The organism is Algoriphagus sediminis, from assembly GCF_030403435.1.
Classification (GTDB): Bacteria; Bacteroidota; Bacteroidia; order Cytophagales; family Cyclobacteriaceae; genus Algoriphagus; species Algoriphagus sediminis.
This window is the reverse complement of record NZ_JAUEPH010000011.1, coordinates 1-20246: the sequence shown is the minus strand read 5'-3', so window position 1 is coordinate 20246 and position 20246 is coordinate 1. Positions and strand designations below refer to the sequence as shown.

The 20246-nt window shown below is 40.3% G+C and carries 19 protein-coding genes; all 19 read right to left on the bottom strand.

Annotated elements, in window-relative coordinates; translation table 11 throughout:
- Position 1 precedes the first annotated feature (1 nt).
- Entirely contained in the window at positions 2–1234 is a 1233-nt protein-coding gene (locus tag QVH07_RS17525; protein WP_290003087.1) for a TolC family protein, read from the bottom strand.
- A complete protein-coding gene (locus QVH07_RS17520; RefSeq protein ID WP_290003085.1) occupies positions 1231–5055 on the bottom strand; it encodes an efflux RND transporter permease subunit in 3825 nt (1274 codons plus the stop codon). The genes QVH07_RS17525 and QVH07_RS17520 overlap by 4 nt, the downstream gene beginning before the upstream one ends.
- A 104-nt stretch (positions 5056–5159) precedes the next feature.
- Positions 5160–5579 (bottom strand): HYC_CC_PP family protein, encoded by a 420-nt coding sequence (locus QVH07_RS17515; RefSeq protein ID WP_290003079.1) that lies wholly within the window; start codon positions 5577–5579, stop codon positions 5160–5162.
- A 78-nt stretch (positions 5580–5657) separates the two neighbouring features.
- The gene (locus tag QVH07_RS17510; RefSeq protein WP_210758735.1) at positions 5658–6404 is read right to left on the bottom strand and encodes a heavy-metal-associated domain-containing protein; all 747 of its coding nucleotides are present in this window, start codon (positions 6402–6404) and stop codon (positions 5658–5660) included.
- A 92-nt stretch (positions 6405–6496) separates the two neighbouring features.
- A complete protein-coding gene (locus QVH07_RS17505; protein WP_115869573.1) occupies positions 6497–7066 on the bottom strand; it encodes a helix-turn-helix domain-containing protein in 570 nt (189 codons plus the stop codon).
- 45 nt (positions 7067–7111) lie between these two features.
- A complete protein-coding gene (locus QVH07_RS17500; RefSeq protein ID WP_290003067.1) occupies positions 7112–7999 on the bottom strand; it encodes a cation diffusion facilitator family transporter in 888 nt (295 codons plus the stop codon).
- The gene (locus QVH07_RS17495; protein WP_290003064.1) at positions 7989–8372 is read right to left on the bottom strand and encodes a DUF3703 domain-containing protein; all 384 of its coding nucleotides are present in this window, start codon (positions 8370–8372) and stop codon (positions 7989–7991) included. The genes QVH07_RS17500 and QVH07_RS17495 overlap by 11 nt, the downstream gene beginning before the upstream one ends.
- A 10-nt stretch (positions 8373–8382) precedes the next feature.
- Positions 8383–10533, bottom strand: a complete 2151-nt coding sequence (locus tag QVH07_RS17490) for a TonB-dependent receptor (protein ID WP_290003059.1) — start codon at positions 10531–10533, stop codon at positions 8383–8385.
- A 143-nt stretch (positions 10534–10676) separates the two neighbouring features.
- The gene (locus QVH07_RS17735; protein ID WP_353890997.1) at positions 10677–10997 is read right to left on the bottom strand and encodes a DUF6660 family protein; all 321 of its coding nucleotides are present in this window, start codon (positions 10995–10997) and stop codon (positions 10677–10679) included.
- A gap of 43 nt (positions 10998–11040) precedes the next feature.
- Positions 11041–11448, bottom strand: a complete 408-nt coding sequence (locus QVH07_RS17485; protein ID WP_290003057.1) for a Fur family transcriptional regulator — start codon at positions 11446–11448, stop codon at positions 11041–11043.
- The gene (locus QVH07_RS17480) at positions 11445–13544 is read right to left on the bottom strand and encodes a Piwi domain-containing protein (protein ID WP_290003054.1); all 2100 of its coding nucleotides are present in this window, start codon (positions 13542–13544) and stop codon (positions 11445–11447) included. The genes QVH07_RS17485 and QVH07_RS17480 overlap by 4 nt, the downstream gene beginning before the upstream one ends.
- 22 nt (positions 13545–13566) lie before the next feature.
- Positions 13567–13857: a helix-turn-helix domain-containing protein gene (locus tag QVH07_RS17475; RefSeq protein ID WP_290003050.1), complete on the bottom strand. Its 291-nt coding sequence runs from the start codon at positions 13855–13857 to the stop codon at positions 13567–13569.
- A 122-nt stretch (positions 13858–13979) separates the two neighbouring features.
- Positions 13980–15794, bottom strand: a complete 1815-nt coding sequence (locus QVH07_RS17470; RefSeq protein ID WP_290003049.1) for a DUF3987 domain-containing protein — start codon at positions 15792–15794, stop codon at positions 13980–13982.
- A 3-nt stretch (positions 15795–15797) separates the two neighbouring features.
- Positions 15798–16718, bottom strand: a complete 921-nt coding sequence (locus QVH07_RS17465) for a BT4734/BF3469 family protein (RefSeq protein WP_290003046.1) — start codon at positions 16716–16718, stop codon at positions 15798–15800.
- Complete coding sequence (locus QVH07_RS17460) at positions 16705–17001, bottom strand: helix-turn-helix domain-containing protein (protein WP_014022283.1); 297 nt, start codon at positions 16999–17001, stop codon at positions 16705–16707. Before QVH07_RS17460 ends, QVH07_RS17465 begins: the two co-directional genes overlap by 14 nt.
- Positions 16998–17297, bottom strand: coding sequence for a helix-turn-helix domain-containing protein (locus QVH07_RS17455; RefSeq protein ID WP_014022282.1), 300 nt, complete (start codon positions 17295–17297; stop codon positions 16998–17000). Before QVH07_RS17455 ends, QVH07_RS17460 begins: the two co-directional genes overlap by 4 nt.
- A 231-nt stretch (positions 17298–17528) precedes the next feature.
- On the bottom strand, positions 17529–18545 hold the full coding sequence (locus QVH07_RS17450; protein ID WP_014022281.1) for a hypothetical protein: 1017 nt from the start codon (positions 18543–18545) through the stop codon (positions 17529–17531).
- Positions 18542–19636, bottom strand: a complete 1095-nt coding sequence (locus QVH07_RS17445; RefSeq protein ID WP_014022280.1) for a site-specific integrase — start codon at positions 19634–19636, stop codon at positions 18542–18544. The genes QVH07_RS17450 and QVH07_RS17445 overlap by 4 nt, the downstream gene beginning before the upstream one ends.
- On the bottom strand, positions 19633–19986 hold the full coding sequence (locus tag QVH07_RS17440) for a helix-turn-helix domain-containing protein (protein WP_210758727.1): 354 nt from the start codon (positions 19984–19986) through the stop codon (positions 19633–19635). The genes QVH07_RS17445 and QVH07_RS17440 overlap by 4 nt, the downstream gene beginning before the upstream one ends.
- Positions 19987–20246 lie beyond the last annotated feature (260 nt).

Below are 20246 nucleotides of genomic sequence, written 5' to 3'. Positions count from 1 at the left end.
ATTATTTCGATTTAGCTGTGACATAATCCAGTTCTGCTAATGCGATGTGGTATTCCGACAAGGCAGTAGCTTTCATTTTTTGATACTTTAATATTTGCTGTTGCATCCTAAGTACTTCTTCAAAGTCTTTTCCCGAATTGCTGTAAGCAGAGAATAAAAGGTTTAATGATTGACCAGACTCCTGTATTTGTTCTTCGTATAACTGAATCAGCTCAACCTGTTTTTGGATCTCGAACCAAATCATGTCATAGGAACTGGTTAGCCTGTTGGTGGCTTCTTCTCTTTGCAGGGAATAAGATTCTTGCATGAGTTGAGCTTCTTTTTGTGCTGCTTTATATTTTCCTCTGAAAATTGGAAGGCTCACAGACACCATTGGCATAAATGCATCTTTTCCATTGTCAGGCACAGACATATCCGTTCGTTGACCTACGATTACATAATCTAAGCCTACACCAAGTTTTGGAAGACCCTGCTTGATTGCGGCTTGTTCACTTGCTTTACTGGCTTCAATTTTCAACTCCAATTCATCCAGAATAGGATTGGACGCGAGTAACGAGTCTTTACGATAGTTTGCAGGTAAACTAAAAGTGAATAAAGAGTCCCGAACAACAATATTGTCGTCATCAGACCGATTCAAAAGCTTATTAAAACGAGTTGCAAGAGGTTTTTGCTTTTGTTCCAGTATAGACAAATTAGTAGTTGCATCTTTGAGCATAATGTCCACCCTCAATACATCTACCATTGAGCCTTTATCGTTTTGAAATTGAATAGTGGCTATCTCTTTGTATGAGGATAGGATGCGTTGATTTTCTTCTTCAATTGAAATCAACTTTTGCAGCTCATAGAGTGGATAATATGATGCTGATACTTGGTAGTACAATTTGTTTCGGGCATCTAAAAACTCTTGATATTTTGCTTCTGCCATTAAAGTAGCAGCATTTTCCTGGGCTTTTAAAGTGCCGAACCATGGAAACATTTGTGTCAAAGAAAACCTTGCTCGTTGCGGCCCCACTCTTGTTTCCACCGGAGACACGAAATAACCGAAGGAAAGATTGGGGTCTGGCAAGCTGCTAACTTGTGTCACTTTTTGCATGGCAGCTTCAAAGGATTTGTATTTAGCCTGCAATCCCGGATTGTTTTCTGCCGCTAACTTGAAATAGTCATCTAACGACTGAGCATTTGTTAATGTGGAAAAGCCAAATGCCGTGAATATGATTATGATTATTTTTTTCATGATTGGCCTTTTAAAATTTTACGTTCTTCTCTCCAGCAGTAAATCACCGGAACGATGAAATAAGTGATGGCAGCAAATAGCATCCCTCCAACAGCAGGCAATGCCATGGGTATCATAATATCTGAACCTCTTCCTGTTGAAGTGAGGATAGGTAGTAAAGCAATGATGGTCGTGGCAGTTGTCATTACTGCTGGCTTTATTCTGCGCTGCCCTGCTTCTACTGTTGCCGCTCTTATTCCTTTTATATTATCTGTTTTATTTCTATCAAAGCTTTGATCCAGATAGGTAGCCATCAATACACCATCGTCAGTAGCTATTCCAAAAAGGGCAATAAAGCCAACCCAAACTGCCACACTTAAATTAATAGTATGTATTTGGAATAAATCACGAAAGTTTGTGCCGAAGACTGAGAAGTCTGCAAACCAATTTTGCCCATAGAGCCATAGCATGATAAAACCACCACTAAAGGCCATTGCAATACCTGTAAATACCATTAATGAAGTGGATACCGAACGGAACTGGAAATAAAGAATGAGAAATACAATGCCTAATACCAAAGGAACAATGATAGAAAGTCGTTTTTCTGCCCTCACCTGATTTTCATAACTCCCTGAAAACTTATAGCTCACACCAGCAGGTACGGTCAGTTCACCTGAATCAATTTTATCCTGAATCGTGCGTTGAGCATCGTTTACCACAGTGACTTCCGAGAAACCATCACGTTTATCAAACAGTACATAGCCAACCAGAAAGGTTTCTTCACTTTTTATCGCTTGTGGGCCCCTTACATATTCAAAGTCAATGATTTGAGATAATGGAATTTGAGCACCTGTGGGTGTCGGCATTAGTATTTTACCCAATGCTTCCGGGTCATCCCTCAATTCTCTTGGATAGCGAACCCTTACAGGAAATCGTTCACGGCCTTCTACAGTAGAGGTTATTTTCATTCCACCAATTGCGGTTTCTATGGTCTGTTGAACATCCTCAATGTTCAATCCGTATCGCGAGATTTCATCCCTATTTATGTTGAGGTGTATGTAGGGCTTACCTACAATTCTATCCGCAAATACTGCTTCTGCCTTTACAGAAGGCACTTCTTTTAGAACATTCTCCAACTGCAATCCAAAGTTCTCTATTGTTTTCAGGTCAGGGCCATATACCTTGATTCCCATAGGAGCTCGCATCCCCGTTTGGAGCATGACCAACCGAGTTTCAATCGGTTGAAGCTTAGGTGCTGAGGTGACACCTGGTAGTTTGGTGGCTTTTACTATCTCATTCCAAATATCATCGGGAGATTGAATGTGATCACGCCAATTGCGGTAATACTCGCCATTATCATCTGCAATTAATGCAGTCGCTTCTATGCCCTGTTCCAAACCTTCTTTGTTAGTAAGGGCATCTCCCGAAATAGTAATGAACCGATTGTCTTTGTCCACCTTAAACCTTTGTCTATGTCCTTTTTTGTTCAGAATATATTCTGGCTTGTAATTGATAATGTTTTCATACATAGAAATAGGGGCTGGGTCAAGGGCTGATTCTACCCGTCCGAGTTTACCAACCGTTAGCTCTACTTCGGGGATACTGGTAAGTAGCATATCCAATTGGCCTACTATCTTTCGATTGAATGTTACTCCGGAATGAGGCATTGAGGTTGGCATCAACAGAAAGCTTCCTTCATCCAGAGAAGGCATAAATTCTTTGCCTATCCCGGGAAAGGTATGGGACATGGCTGACCATCCTTTGGTCTGATCCAAATTCCATCCAACCTTCTCAAAACCCTTGGAAACAAAACCAAAAACAGCATTGAAACCAAGCCAAATATTTGCTCCTAATAGGATGAGTATAGTCGGGATAATCAAAAACTTGATTTTGTTATTTAAACACCAAGTGAGGATTTTTTTGTATTGAAATTCCAATAGCCTAAACGCACCGAGTATAACACCGACTAATATGGCAACAAAAACAAAGTTGAGGAGAAGGGATTTAGATGCACCGAGAGGTAACCAATATTTTGCCAGCAACCAGATGACTCCTAACAGAACAATGATTAATTCCGCATACTTGAGTAAGAACTTTACTATTGTTGGTAATGTAGCATTTTTGAGTTCTACAATGTTTTTGACAATGCCAATGACTCCAAACAGAACCAACAGTACTCCAGTCCAAACCTGTCCAATAAAGAGGCTAATAATTCCAATAAGGACTAAGCCGTAGTGGCCGTATTTTTTTAAGAACTTGTTTTTGATATTGAAGCCGAAAAACCAATGTGCCAGTGTTGGCAAAATCAGCAATGAAACGATCAATGCAGCTAATAGAGCAAATGACTTTGTAAATGCCAGGGGACCAAATAGTTTGCCTTCTGCTGCCTGCATGGTGAATACAGGGATAAAACTGACAATTGTGGTAGAGACTGCAGTTAATATCGCAGTGGCCACTTCTGAAGCTCCGTTGTAAATGGTATCAATTAGTTTTTGACCTGGTGGGGCTTCATCAATATGCTTAATGATATTTTCAGAAAGAATAATCCCTAAGTCCACCATCGTTCCGATGGCAATGGCTATTCCTGATAGTGCTACAATATTCGCATCGACACCAAAGTATCGCATAGCAATAAACACCATGAGCACGGCAATGGGCAAAAGGCTGGAAATAAGGAATGAAGCTCTTAGGTTATATACCATCACAATCACTACCAGAATGGTAATGAGAATTTCCAGCGACAAGGCTTCTTCCAGTGTACCTAAGGTTTCATAGATCAATTCTGAGCGATCATAAAACGGGACAATTGTTAGCTGGCTTTCTCTACCGTCAGCCAATGTCTTCTTGGGAAGGCCGGGTGCTATTTCAATAATTTTGGCTTTTACATTGTTGATGACTTGCAAGGGATTAGCTCCATATCGAGCTACTACAACACCACCTACTACTTCAGCACCATCTTTGTCCAAAATACCTCGTCTTGTAGCGGGACCAAGAGATACTACGCCAATGTCTTTTATCCTAATAGGTACATTGTCTTGTACGGCAACTACTGCCTTTTCTATGTCTTCTACTTTCTTGACATAACCTAAACCACGCACTAAATATTCAGCCTGATTGATTTCTATCGTTTTAGCACCTACATCCTTATTGGATTTTTGTACTGCCTGCATGACTTTATGCAAGGGGATGTTGTAGGCTTTCAAAGCGTCAGGATTTACATCAATTTGGTATTCCTGAATAAAACCGCCAATGGAAGCAACTTCTGAAACGCCTTCTGTTGCATTTAATCCATACTTCACATAGAAGTCCTGAACTGTACGGATTTCGTGCAAGTCCCAACCGCCAGTTGGATTTCCGTTTTTGTCCCTTCCTTCAATGGTGTACCAATACACCTGCCCTAAGGCGGTGGCATCTGGACCCAATGCAGGCTGGACGGCATCAGGGAGTAATCCAGAAGGTAAAGAGTTGAGTTTTTCGAGTATTCTGGAACGTGACCAATAGAACTCTACATCTTCTGAGAAGATGATATAGATACTGGAAAAACCAAAGATGGACGAACTTCTGATAGATTTTACTCCTGGGATACCTAACAAATAGGTAGTTAAAGGATATGAGATTTGATCTTCAATATCTTGTGGCGAACGGCCAGCCCATTGGGTAAAAACAATTTGTTGGTTCTCGCCAATGTCTGGTATGGCATCTACCGGAACAGGGTCAGAAGGCAATGCACCCACTTGCCATCCAAATGGAGCAGTTACAATTCCCCAGGCTACAAAACCTGTAAGGACGAGAACAGTGACCAACTTATTCTCTAAGAAATATTTAATGATTTTATTGAGCATAATACAATTGAATTTGATTGAACAGAAAAGGATTGTTCAATGGCAGGAAATGCCACTATGCTCCATAGTCACAAGACCAGGAACATCAAATTGTACTATGCGGTTTAAATTAAAAAGGTCTGAAAAAGGACTTGAATGTCCTTATCAGGTATGGGAGGAGAATAATAGGTGTTGTGAACAAGAGATTGATCAGCGAATAGAATCGGCTGAACAAACGAATGTACAAAAGCAACGAAGAAAGTCGGGTTAACCTCAGTTGAGAAGGCTTGTAAATCAGCGTTTTCATCTAACTGAATTAGCTGATGCTGATTTTCGCAGCAAGGTTTCGATTTTACTTGTTCTTCAGTGGATGGAATGGTTTCGCAATCTCTATCCATGTCGGGCATACCGCAATCAGGATTATGAAGTCCGATTGAAAAAGAGGTCTCAACCGCTTCACCACCGCAAAAGTGGGTGTTCATAGAGAAACCCACGTTGGAAACCAACATGAGCAAAGCGAGCGATATGGAGATTATTCTTTTCACTTATAATGCAATATACGGATTTCTTACAGAGAAGGGTTTATAGAATTTTGAGAAATGATTACAGAATTTTGTAACGACCTAAGTGAAAACAAGCATAGCTGCAGCCATAGCTACCATGGATAGATCCTCTACAATGGTGACTGTACTCATGGGTAAATTGAATACATCTCCCAGGCAGGCACATTTGATCTTCTTCTTGTTCAGGTTGCTTTTAATCACTCCGATGCTGCTTATGCCCAAGACGATAACTGTCACCATGTTTGTGAAAAACGGTGCAATATTCAATAAATAGAGCAATCCCAGGGCTAGTTCAACAAATGGGTAAGCGTATCCCCAGGCTTTCCATTTAGCGGCTACTATATCGTACATTCGATAAGAGTTCGCAAAGCCTGTCAAGTTTAGCAGCTTGAAAAAAGCAAAGACAATGAAGAACCCTGCCATAAAGTGGCGCATCCACAACATCCCCGAAAATTCATTGAATGGGTATTGGCTCAAAGCTGTTACCACAGCAATGAACCCTACAATAAGGATCAGTGGTTTGTAGGTGGTAATGGACTTCTCAGCGAGTGGTTCTTGTTTTTTGATCTTAGGGAGCGGAGCTTGTACGGTCTCTTGATATTCTTCAGAAATGGCATAGTTCCCTACCTTTTTTAATGCCAGATTAATTTCTCCAAGGTCTAAAGATTCATCGGAGATAATCTTTGCCTGTGGGTATTCCAGTTGAATAGCGGCTTCTTGTATCTCTTCGATTCCATTGATCGTTCTCTTCACTTTGGCCAAACAGCCAGTGCAAGTCATTCCGGTAATTGTATATTCTTTGGTCATCTTGTTATCGTATTAATTGTCACGATACAAAGATGATCGGTAAGCTGCTTGTGGCTGTTACACAATTTTGAAAAAGGCTTATGAGATTTTGATCACAGCTGATCCAGTGATTGCCGTCCCGGATTTCTCATTTTCTTAAAAGCTGTGGGGGTCATGCCCGTCTCTTTTTTGAATTGGGCGGATAGATGGGCTACACTGCTGTAGTCCATTTGATGAGCAATCTCTGAGAGCGTTAGCTCATTGTAAAAGATGAGCTCTTTCACTCGCTCTACTTTTTGTTTAAGGATAAACCGCTCAATAGTGACTCCTTCGACAGAAGAGAAAAGCCTGCTGAGAGAAGAATACTCCTGGTGCAGTTTATCAGCTATTAGGGTAGAGAAATTGATATTTAAGGCTTCTTTGTTGTGATGAATTTGATCTACAATGATCGCTTTGATCTGTCCGATCAGTTTCGACTTTTGATCTTGAAGCAACTCAAAGCCTCGTGCTGCCAGTAGTTCCTCCAGCTGTGATTTCTGATCACTCGTGATGTTGTTTGGTGTATGAACTTCTCCGAGTTCAATGGAGGAGGTTTCTATATTCAGGTTATCCAAAATGTCCTTCACTGTGTCAATACAGCGAGGACAAACCATGTTTTTTATGTAGAGGGTGTTTAGCTTCATTTTGTTTTAATCTGATATTTTTTCATCACTTATCAAATGATTTGATCAACAATCCTCTAACTCACAATTTTCATTTTGTCCTTCAAACTCAATGGTAATGTGATTGATCGATTCATCTTTTAACTGTGTTCTTACTCGCTCTTTGAGCTTAGCTTGTTCTGAAAGTTTGTAGTCTTTATCCAATCGAAGATGAAGAGTAAGAATGTTGTACTGACCGTCCATTGACCATGCGTGGCAGTCATGGATGTCAGTAACTTTTGATATGTTCTTGAGCTTTTGCCGAATGTCGTCAATGGAAATTTCCTCGGGAATGCCCTGAAGAATTACTAACAGGCTCTTTTTGAGATTTTTGTAAACATTGTATAATACAAAAAGTGAGATAAGTACGGAAAGTAATGGGTCAATGAATGGAGCATCTGTGTACATCATAATGATACTTCCAATCAATACAGCCACCCATCCTAAAACATCTTCCAACAGATGAAGTGATACTACCTTTTCATTTAGAGATTCCCCTTTACGGAGTTTGAAAACTGCGGCACCATTTACCAAAATTCCCAAAATAGCGAGATATAGCATTCCTTGAACATTGGTTTCTCCAGGATTGAATAGCTCAGGAATCGCCTTTGTCAAAATAAAGATTGATCCAGCCACTAACACAATCGAATTGATTATCGCACCAAGCAATGAGAATCGTTTGTAACCGTACGAAAATGTTTTGGTTCTGCCCTTCTTGGATAGCTTCTGGAAATACCACGAAAGCCCTAGACTAAAGCTATCTCCTAAATCGTGCAACGCATCTGAAAGGATGGCTAAACTATTGGTGTAAAGTCCTCCAATGATCTCAATAATGGTAAAGCTAAGATTGAGAAAGAAGGCAACTTTTACATTGCCCTCTGAGTGGTGATGTGAATGATCGTGATTATGTCCCATAGTTTTCTAATCCTGCTTTTTTGAAAATTGATAGCAATTCTTCAGAAATTGGAAGTGGTTTTAAGGGGGGGGTATTTGCTCCACCCGTATTACCAACAGGTATTTTTCCAACAAACGATTTAACTCCACCAATCAAGAGTCTGGGAATTTGACCAATCACTTCTTTGGTGTCTTTGATGTGGATTCCGAATAAGAGCATTTTCCAGTGTACATAACTGTGATGGTATGGGAATGCCTGACCGATTATATGTGCACGCTCTAAATGATTCCATGCCGATTGAAGTTGCCCTGCATCGAAATACCTTTTGTATTCCATCAACTCTTGATCGAAGTAGGGGGCTAGATTTTTGGGCATTCTCGTATATAGCTTCATGCTTACCTTTTTAAAGTTCAAAAATGAATCCTGCATTGATGATCCTTCCATCAGTTGGTGCCCAGATCTCCGGAAAGTCAGGTTTGAAATGTGTGTCAACCTGGAAGTTCTCTAACCTATGTTGTCGGGTATCGGTGAAGTTCTCGAAATTGATATATAGGCTTAGTTTGTTGATCTTACGCATGACCATAAAACCCATCATCCAATAGTCATCGGTTTGTGTTCGATCACTTCTGAACTGTGTCCCTGTGTAGTAGGCTTCATATCCAATTCGCCATTTATCTTCCACTTCATACATCAGCACTGAACCGATATTGTGCTTAGGCGTGAGCGGCTTTTGCTCGTTCAGATTATCGTACTTTAATCGGGTATTGATTAAAGCGTAATTGGCAAATAGCTTAAAATCACGATAGCCAAGTTTGATGTTGGTCTCTATTCCCTGACTCGTTACTGGCCCATCTGCATTTTCATAAAAGAATTGTCCGGCATTGTTCTCTCTGAATACTAACGCATCATTGAGTCGTGTGTAGAAAAAGAGTTGATTGACGGATAATGTCCACTCATCACCAAGTAATGTCTGGTAGTTGATGTCAAGATTACCACCAATAGACCGCTCAGCTTCTGTACTGGTGCTGATAGGTAAAATACCTTGATAGGTCAGGTTTTCGGCATCTTCCGTGAATATAGTTGGGAGCTTGTAACCCAATCCACCACCGATACGGGTTGACCAAGAATCATTTATTTTCCTCAGAATTGAAAGTCTTGGTAAGGCAAAAAAACCATAGTCCAGATCATAGTCAAATCTCAGCCCTGTTTCTACTGCATACTTCTCAGAAAGATCAAATGTATTTTGGGTGAAGGCTCCAAAAGTCGTGTAGCTATAGTCACGTTCTAGCGAATCAAACGGGTTCTCATCAAACTTATCTGTGTACAGGTTCACTCCTGAAATCCAGCAGGATCGAGAGGTGCCAAAGTTATAGGCGACCTCACTAAAAGAAGACCATTGCTTACCCATGAAGATGAAATCAGGTTCTGTAATCTCACGCTCGAAGTAAGTAAGACTGTTTTTGATACTAAGCGACCTGTTCTCATCTATCTGATTTTGATAGGTTAGTTGATAGGAAAGTCGATCCGATTCATTTTCCTCAGTGAATTGATGGATACCATTTTCATCATTATTTATCACTTCCATATCACCACCTAAACGATTCTCTACTGTACCATTCAATGTCAAGCGTAAGCTTGATTTTTCATTTGGGTAATAGAAGAATGAGGGATTGAGGGTTAGACTCCTGATTCTTGGAATGTCGCTAAAGTCATCATTATTGGGGTCGTATGCTTCTTGTCGATTAGCCGAAGCATAGAATGTGAGTCCAAATTTATTGAATCGCTCAGCATAGAACCCATTAAGGGTTGTCCCCAAGGCTTGCGTCTGATCTACCATAAGCCTGAGTTTCCTTTCTTCTTGAGGTGTGTATGTAACGAGGTTGATCAAACCAGCAATCGCACCCCCTCCAAAAAGAGTAGAGTTACTTCCCTTAATGACTTCCACTTGACGTAAGTCCAATGGAGGTATTTGCATGATACTTAGCCCACTAGAAAATCCACCGAATAGGGGAAATCCGTCTTTCAGAATTTGGGTATACCGACCGTCCAAACCTTGTATTCTGATACTTTGATTGGCTGAACTGGCGGATGTCTGCTGCATCTGGATGCCAGTGCTTTCACGCAACACCATAGCAATATTGGAGGATTTCATGATGGCTTTTTCTTCCAATTCCTCTGAGCTTATGGCTTCTATTCTTGTTGGGATGTCGTCAATGGTTCTGCTGCTGCGAGTAGATGTCACAATGACTTCTTCGAGTTCTTCACCTTCAACTAATTCAATGATTTGAACATCGGTCAAAGGGAAAATATATGTTTGTGTGAATGGGTGATAACCCACAAAAGAAACAGAAACCTGAATGGTATCAGTATCAATATTGGGTATCTCAACATAACCACTGAGGTCTGCAACAGCTCCTTTTGTGGAGCTTATTTTTACTGTTGCTCCTAATAGTGGTTCGTTTTCTTCCGCATCTACGATACGGGCTTTAAACGTATTTTGGGCTTGTGCTAATGTTCCTGTCAGGATCATCAGCCATAGAAGTATGTATTTCATGTGTATTGTCTTTTTCTAAAAAGTCACATGGAATTCACATTAAAAATTCATCCTATTTTAGTGAAAATCTAGCGTCTGAATTATTAATGTTCATTTCATTTATATGAATTCTTAGTCTTTATTAATGAATAAACTTGATAGGATTAGGCTACTAGGTTTGATTCATTAAAGGGTGGGGGGTCCCAGATAGAAAAAGAGATTCTGGATAAAATTGGAAATGACTGATCCGATGGATGACTACAGAAAGAAACGAATGTTTTCAGACAAAATGTGCAGTGCTGCGTAACGTGCGAATGGCAGCAATGACACGTACAAAATGGAGAACATAGATCATGTTGATCGGTATCTTGATGAATGTCGTGTGATTCTATAGAAACAGCCTCATTCGTGCTTGGCTCGTCTGCACATGGCAATAACGCCATTGACAGAATTAGAAGTGATAATATGAATGATGTAACCTTCACAATACAATGATATGAAGGAAGCAGTGCAACCTGTTTGCAAAGTTTAGGAGCAGTTTGCGCAAGTGCCTTTATACACCATACTGGCACTAGCTGCCTTAAAACCTGAAGGGATTTGAGTTTGGGGTATTTTGGATTGTGTTAGGCAATAAGTCTCATCACATTTGATGCAATGAAAATGAATGTGCTGGTCTTGGGGTTCGCATTCACAGCCTTCCTCACAGAGCGCATACTTGACTGATCCTGTGCCATCATCAATACTGTGAATCAGCTTCTTATCTTCAAATGTTTTGAGCGTACGGTAAAGCGTAGCTTTATCGGCTTGCTCAAACTTTGCATCCAAATCACTCAAACTGATAGCAGAACCAGATTCAACCAGTTTTCTGAGCACCAAGAGGCGCATGGTGGTGGGTTTGATTTTTCTCTTTTCAAGTCTGTTTTCTAATTCGCTCATAAAAACCAAAGATTGTCTTTTCCAAATTCAGGTATTTCATTGCCATCAAAATGAGGGAGCATTTCTGCGACCATTTCAGGGTATTTGATGGTAACTGGTAAGTTCTGTTGTCTTACTGATTTCCAGTACATACGGCTGAACTGATATACCTGGTCAATCAATTCTTTCACTGTCTTATATTCGTCTACCAATTCTTTTTCTGTACAAAAGATTTTCAGCTTTATCGGGAACGGAAAGCCGTCATGGAAGCTGTAGAATTTTGGGCTGTATCTTGTGTTGTTGAATAGCAGGAACTTGTTGTATCCAACCTTTATGAAAGTGCCACTCATTGGCATAAGGTCTTTCCAACTGTTATCAAATGCAACAATGTCTGAGGACTCTGTCTTGTTAATGGAAACTATAAATACTGGTATGTCTAAGCCAAGGTCTTTGAGGCCGTCTTCTATCGGTTGTAGTTCATCTTGCCTCATACTCTTGTAGAAGTGGATCACAAGGCGTTTGATGCCTGTATTGACGTTTGCATACTCCTTTACTGCTCTGATAATTGAACCTGCTAACTCCTTTGTTTGGTCTTTTTGGAAGCACTCAAAACGGTTGAATTTCCCATTGTTAGCGAAGCTAAAAGCACTGCCAATATATTGTATATCCACCTCTGAGTTTCTGAATGCTCCAATCCCTACTATCAATTCGTTCTTGAGCTTTGTATCCAGTTTCCAAGGAATGCCGTTCAATTTGGCTAAAATGGCAATTGCAATATTCGGTAAGCTGTAATAGTACTTTTCATTAGTCATTACCTTTTCTCCATCAATTACCTGTGAGGATATACCTTCCTTTAAAAGCAATTCTTTCAGCTTGTAGTATATCTTCCTTCTTGATTTGTCTGGTGAGTTCTTGGAGAATGGACTGATATAAATAGCGATGTACTGAATATCTGATTCAAAGTGTTTGTTGGTAACCGCTTCATAGATTTCTGGCCATGGATTGTCTCTGTCTTCAAATCTTATACTGAATCCTTTTTCAGTATGGTATGGCGTATGAATAAACTTGGTCAATCCTTTGAAGCCAAATTCTGATCCTTTGAAATAACCGTCCATCTTCTGGGCGATGTGTTGATCATCTTTATGGAAGATGAAAAAGAAGTGGATTTTAGAAGTAGAGCTGAAATCAAAGGGGCCATGCTCTTTCATTCCATCCATTGGCACAATACCAGACTTTTGTTCACCGAATAAAAGTCGGTTACTGGAATTGTTGACTGACCCGACATTGATTTTATTAACTGGTATGAATCCATTGGAGGTAATTGGAATGATTGCTTTGAACTCCTCTGTATTCAGGTATTGATTGTAGAACTTGTCGATTCCCTCTCTAAACTTTTTGTACTTATTGGTTTTGTCCGGGGCTTCCGTTCCTTGCATTAATGCATCTCTGATTTCGAAATTCCATACTGGATACACCTTGTCATATTCTCTTTTACCGCTATCAGGTAACTCATCAAAACGGTACAGACCCTTTTCATACACTACCCAATTAATATCTGTCGGTGATACATCCTCTAAAAGAGTGGAGACAGGAACTTTGAAGATTTTGGATTTACCTTCAAATGTCACCAACAATTCCAAACTATCAGAAACGGTCTTAAACTGTACTTTGAGTGAGAAGCGGTCGAATATCTTGTACTGGCCTGTGGTGTCTTGTTTGGCACTTGGAAGCCAAACTTCTGTATCACTTATGAAATTGGGTTTTACCAAAAATCCTTTCCCTTTGAAATGGCTATGAATGAGCGAATTGTAATATCGCTTTAATACTGAAGTGGAAAAGGTAGAATTACGGATGGTGTATGAACGTTCTTCACCTTGCTCATTTGTCTTGGTTTCAAACTGAGGACTTGTTGGTTTTGATACTGCCAAGAAACCTTCTTGCTCAACTGTAAATGAGGTGTAATAATGGTCTTGCTCTCCATACTTTTCAATAACCTCATCAGGCACAAGTGATTTGTACATTCTTGTGAGGTTGTCTTGTTCCTGGTCAGTGAAGTAAAAGGTTTGCTCTTCCTGAGGGTGATTGAATGTGAGTATGTTGAAACAATGGTTAGGCATAAAGGTGTACTGTATGGTTAGTTCATTTTTTTAATTGCAATTTTTTCAATGCCAGTTCTATAATTTCCTCAGCTAGCGGTTCTTTGATTAAATCGTATGCAATTTTTTCACTATATGCTTGAATGAGTAATTCTTCTTCTGGAACCTTTAAAATCAAAGCGAGCTTTTCAATTTGTTTTCTTGTTGGAAGTCGATCACCATTCTCAAACTTGCTTATCATAGAGGTGTCCACATCTGTAGCAGCAGCGACTTGTCGCATTAATAGCCCTTGTTTTGTTCTTAATGTTTTCAGTCTAGAACCGAAGTTGTCCATGTTGGCAATATATAACTTGACAAATAATGCCAAATATAGGAAAGAAAAAGAAGAAACGAATTAGGAATATATGTGAATTTAATGTTTCAGGATTTTAAGGAAACAGAGGAAACCAAGGATAGTTAATCCTTAGCTTCCTTAATATCCTCACTTTCCTCAATCGAGGTGTTTATGTATTTGTCCTGAGACTCACGGTGAAGCAAACCTGATTTGCAGAAGTCAGTGATATAACCCTCTGCCGTTTTGTGAGGAATGCTCAAAGCTGCTGCCACTTCAAGGTACTTTTGACGGTTGAAGTGTTTGGGTAGCTTATTCAAGAATTTCTCTTTCCTATTTAATCGAGTTGGTTTCTGAACGTCCTCTGGGAGTTCCGCAAATACTTTACTCGAATGCTTTACCAATACTTTGACCATAGCAAGCGAAGCTTGAAAGTCTCTTTCTTCACAAATCAACTTTGATGATGTTTCACCTGTTTCCATGATCCGCAAAGCGGAGAATATCATGCAAAAACGATAGGCAATCAATCCTAATCTTCGGATGGTTGCCATGTAGTCGATTCCCTGAATACTCATGTACTTCTCTTGTATCTGACCAAAGAATTGATTGAACTGGTCTTGCTGGTCAGCGGTGAGAAAGAATTGAACATCCTGTCCAGCTTTTAATGAACTGTAGAGATTGAAGAACTCATTGCCCAACGCATCAAAGTAGTCATCTAATCCATTGGTAGTTTGCGAAGCAAATACATTCTTCCACACTGGCCGAACATTCATGTAATAGAATATGAAACGGCTGAAAAGCCCGTTTTCAGCATTCGGAATGAGTGCTGCTACTTGCTTGGGTGTACCTGACAAGACAGTAGAAAGACAAGGGCTTTCAATGTCCACATATTCACGGTCTGTCCTGCGATAGTAGGAAATAGTCTCATGGTGAAAGGCTTTTCTAAAGCCGTCACTATAATTACCGTAATCGCTCTTAAAGGCATATGCAAGTGTGTCCCCCTCAGTTTCAAATATCAGTCCTTTACCATCACTATCACCCAATAATTGATAAGCTCCTGTGGAGCTGTTATTGGCAGGGATAAAGAGCATCTTTTCGGGTGGCTTCTCGGGTTTCTCTATTCCTTCAACTTTCCCTTTGTTGGCGTTGTATTCAGCCAATTCCAGTTCGTAATGTTGCTTGTGGAGTTTGGCTTGCTTCCTGAACTCTTTGTGTACTGGATTCACTAGTTGACGACAATGCACCAAACGACCTTTACCTGCCGAGGCTTGGGCGGTAATGAATAGAAACAGATTGGAATAGACACGCTTGCCATCATAGATGCCTGACACTTTGGGTAAACAGGCACTAATAGCCACTAAGGAGCCAAGGAGTAGAATATCCCTTTCCTCATTAGAAGTGGCTATCTGTATTACCTTTTGCAAAAACTCAGGAAGTTCAGGAAACAAGGAATCAGGAAAGGTTGGCATTTGCTCTGGTTCTTTCTTGATTTCTGCCTGACTATTGAGATTCTTGCTTTGATTCTCAGACCTGCTAGCAGGGCTGTAAGTCTGTCTTTCCTGCTTTGGGGTAGTCAATGGTATTCCTGCTTCCTTGGCATGATAAAAGAAGGTTTTCAGGGAAACTCCCTGACCTCTTGCCTTCATGCAATTATCAAACTGCTTGTCGCATTCCTGTGTAGAATATTCAGGATGATATTGACTAACACGGTGGAACAGGTTTCTACCTGTCTCACCAAACTCATCCGCAAAGGCAAAGCCGATGTTTACCCAATCGCTGTAAGCGGAGGTAACATCTATACGGCTGGCCTCAATGCCTTGAATGATTCGTTCAACTTCTTCGAGTTGTGTATTTGTAGTGTAATTGCTTTGCTCTGTAACTTTTACTTGTTGGTCAGGCTTATCAAGCCATTCCAACGGATTGAATGTTTTTCGCTCCATAACCTATATGTATTTAGGGTTGATGAATATGTCTGTATCGTGCGGAAGGAAACATGCTCTTGAAATGTCCTTTCCTGATTGGTCTACTTCAATCTGGTAGGTGTGGGAAACGTAGTTTGCCACTGCCTTGAAATAGTCCTGGTGTTTTGCCTGTGTCAAATCAATCGGTATTACCCATTTCAACCCATCACCTGAAGGAGATACAAACAGTAGCTCCGTTTCAAAATAATGGTCATTGAGTAATGATTGCTTGAGCGTTGGGATGTCCTCAATGTGGTCAAAATCGATTGTAAGCAAACCTGAATGTCTTTGGAGGTTTGCATCATTCCGCTTAGAGAATGAGCCTGAGAAGGTCACATAATCGAATTTTTGAGCCTTGTACTTACGGGCATCCTTTGGCTCTGAGATATTGCGAAGTGTACTTGTACACGTAGCAAAATCATTGCCTTTGATGAGGTGGTACACCTCAATCAGGGAGACTTGGCGACTTGGTTTCACATTAGAAACAGGTTTTTTGAAATAGCTAAATACTGGCGGTGTAGGCTTTTGAATTTCAGGAATAGCAACAGCAGGTTGCGTTTCCTCTTGATGATAAAAACCTCTTTCCTTGCCAATTCTCAGGTATAGTTCTTCATTGATCTTATCGAGAAGGGCTTGCCCTTCGAGGCTGAAATGCAATGAAGCAAAATCAAAGACATTGCCCTGTGCAATGGCTTCTTCTGTATCTGTGTGTGTAGCAATGCCGTCAACTACTTTAACCATCAATGTGGGCTTGTCCGCATTGAATGGATTCTTAGCAGGTTTACAGTCCCGGCCCGAAAGGGATAGGACTGTTTCACCCTGATAGTAGTGGCGTAACACATGGGCATAGATATTCAGGCCGTAGTGTGTCTTGCTTAATATGGCTTCTCTACTTATCTCCATAATGCTTTGATTTTGAAGGTGAGTAGTTGGATTCCAGTAAAGCTTCCATGTCAGAAACTTTGTAATAGAACTTGCCATTGATTCGGCTGTAGGGAAGAACCCCACTATCCCGAAGGGATTGAAGGGTTCTTTTGCTAATATGCAGCGTTTGCATCACTACCTGTCCGTCAATCCATTCATCACTGAATTGCTCCAATCGTGACTTATGGAAATTGAGGAGGTAGGCTTTGATTGTTTTGATGTCCTGTGCAAGTGTCAGGAGCATATCGAATACCTCTGTCATAGCTTTACCCTCCCTTTCTTGATTAGGTAATCCGCAGCTCTGCGGTCTATTTCTTCCTGAGTAGAATTGCGGTTGCGAAGCAACCAGCTTTCTAACTCCGTTCTCTTGAAATAGAGCTTCTTTCCGTTTGGCTTGTAGTGTGGAATATTACCTCCACTTGTCAACTTGTATAAGTGTGACTGTGAAAGCTCCAAGTACTGGCAAGCCTCATTGAAGTTTAAAACTTCTTTCGTGTAAATCCCCTGGCTCTCAATTAGGCGTTGGAGATTTTCAAGACGTTCAATTATTTCGTCCATCTTAAATCGTATTAAGAATTAATGAATGGACTCTTGGCCAAAAGTCATATCCGATTGTCGAATACGATGCTAAAGTAGGAGGCTAAAAGGGGCGTTATGAGGCTCTAAAGCATGGTGCAGTGTAGAGTGCAGAGTGCAGAGTGGGCTGTAAAAATTGATAGTCCACTTTTAAGGTAAAAGAGGACTAAACAAAAACAGAAAAAAGATAAAAGGAGTATAGTGCAGAGTGGACTATATCAGGTGCGAAACTGCCTTTTCTATTTTATCTCCTGTCAGGTTCGGTCTTTTTAAAGACCTGAACTTTGACCTGTCAAAGGAATTCCCATCAGTATCAACGAAGCATAGGCAAGTCACTTCCCATTGCTTTTGCTTTAGATCATCCACCAACTTATGTTCTGAGTATATCAGCTTAATGAAATAGAATAGCTCGCTGATATTTCCTGTCCATTCTATAGGTGTTTTGATTTCACCTCCTGAGAATACCTTTTTGAAGTTGAGTAGGGTTGTGGATTTGCTAATGAAATGATTCAGCTTTAGGCTATCCCATAAATCGGTCAATTTATCTGGGTTGGTGTTTAGCTGCTTGTAGGTAAATGAATGAAATGAATTTGCCGTTGCTGCGGTTTCCGTTTTGGCTGCTGGTAATGGTTTGGATTCAACTTCAATTACTTGAACTGGTTTCAAGAAATGTTTGTCCGGGACAGGTTCTAAAAGTAGTTGGCTGTAAAAGTCCTCCAGTATGAATTGATCTTCTATCCAAGTGCTGAAAGCATTTTGGATTTCTAAGTAAAGCTGCATGTATGCAAGCTTTAGAAGCTGTAAGATGAATGTGTTTGCCTTGTGAGTTTGGTCTAATTCAAAGGATGTTTTTTTAGGATCTATGTACGTCAGTGCATAGTCCTTTTCTTTAATGAGCTTTCCAAGGTCTTTTAAACGTGTTTTAATCCGCTTGTTAAGTGTGTCTTCAAGCCAATACTTGATTAAGTTTTCGTTGTTGTCCTCCTTGATCAGCTCGACAAGCCTGACACATTCTGATTTGACATTATTCAATATTAGTTTGGAATAGTACTTTGTTTTGTGATCGAATGGCCTGTGAAAGCTGATTTCATATTTGAATTGAAAATCTGTGGAGGCTTCCTTTACGCTACTGAGTTTGGAAGCATACTTTTGATCAAGGCTGTTTTTTCCTAACCAAGGGCGAAGCTCTTGGTACAGGATGTCGTCAAGTAATTTGGTTTGATTGCTCATAGGTCAAGTTTGATTTTGTTGGCTGCTTCCTGTTTCTTTTCATCTATGATTTTGGCATAGACTTGGGTGGTCTTCAATTCCTTATGGCCTAAGAGCTTTGAGACTGTGTAAATATCAGTTCCTGCCGTAAGCTGCAAAGTGGCATAGGTATGACGGGCACAATGGAAAGTGATGGTTTTGGAGATACCAGCTTTCATCATCCATTGTTGCAATTTCAGGTTATGCCATGCAGAGTATTTCAATCCTTTGAATACTCGCTCTTCTGGAGCTTGCCTTTCACCGAGCAAGCCAAAGGCTTGTTCTGAAATAGGGAGGGTTTCTGCTCCCTTGGTTTTCTTTTGTCTGAATCGGATGTAATACCCGTTATCATTTGAGTGCTGCACCTCTGACCAGAGTAGCTTATTAATGTCTGACCACCGCAAACCAGTAAGGCATGAAAATATGAATGCCGTTTTCATCTGAGGTATTTCACATTCCGTATTGGCTGCTGCTTGCAGTTCCTCCAAAGTCAGAAATTCTCTTTCAGGTTCACCTTGTTTAAAGGCGTCAACTCCTTCACTTGGGTTGGTAGGTAGAATACCGTCTTTCACTGCTTGCTTTAAAGCTGCTCGCAGCTTGTTAAAGTAGGAGTACTTAGAATTTTGAGATAGTTTCTGGTCACCATGTGCAATAGCCTTCTTATCAAGGTAGTATTTGAAATCCTGAATAAACTGTCGGTCAATATCTGAGAAGGATACCTCATAGGAACAGAAAGCCTTTAGATGTTTCAGCATACTTGTCCAATTGCCGTAATTGCCTGGACTGTCCTGTCTCTGGTTGGCAAGTAGCTCAATATATGCAAGGAAGCTGCCTTTTAATTTCTCATTGTCTCGGAATCCATAAACACCGTTTTGGATTTCGATTTGTCGCTGTGCTCTAATAGTCTCGGCTAATTGGAGTGTCTTTTTATTGACTTCCTTTTCCTCCTTAGTCTTTGCATTAGGAGAAAGGTATAATTTGAGGTATTCGGTTTTCCTTTTCCCTTTGTGGTAGTAGTCGAGGTATAGACTGGTCTTGCCACCTTGATTACGTTTTCTTAGTGTTACTTTCATGCCTGAAACAGTTTTTCGATTTCTTCTCTCTTGATAATGGTTCGGCTCCCAATTTTTGCAGCTTGTATTTTTCCGTTCTTTATTTGACGGTACAGGGTCATTCTACTTGCTCCTAGTAGTTTGCAGGTTTCGGCAATACTTAGAAAGTCTTTGTCTCTGACTTGCTCCTGATTGTATTCTTGTTTCTGTACCGCAGTAGGGGCAATCTCCTGTACCTTCTGATCTCTCTTGCGTTTCTTGTAGGCACGCTTAGCACAGTTATCACCACAGAATTTGGTCACAGTAGTCTTGGCGATAAACTCAGTACCGCAATGCTGACAGATTTTGGGAACTCGAATGTTGCTGCTCATGGTGTTTCCTTTTTCGGCTTGTTTCTGTATCAGAGTGTACCCCTTTGTATCAGGATGTATCTCTATGTAACATAATCTCGCCACTATCTTAAAAATCTGTTGCTAACAACAAATATTGAATGGTCAGCAACAAAATAGTAACGAAAGATAGGAAAAAATAGGAAAATTAGCAACAAGTAAAGGAAGTAAAAACAGTCTAAAATCAAGAAAAGGAAGGCTTTAGCGTACTATATGAAAAGTAATTACTTTCCGATACAAAA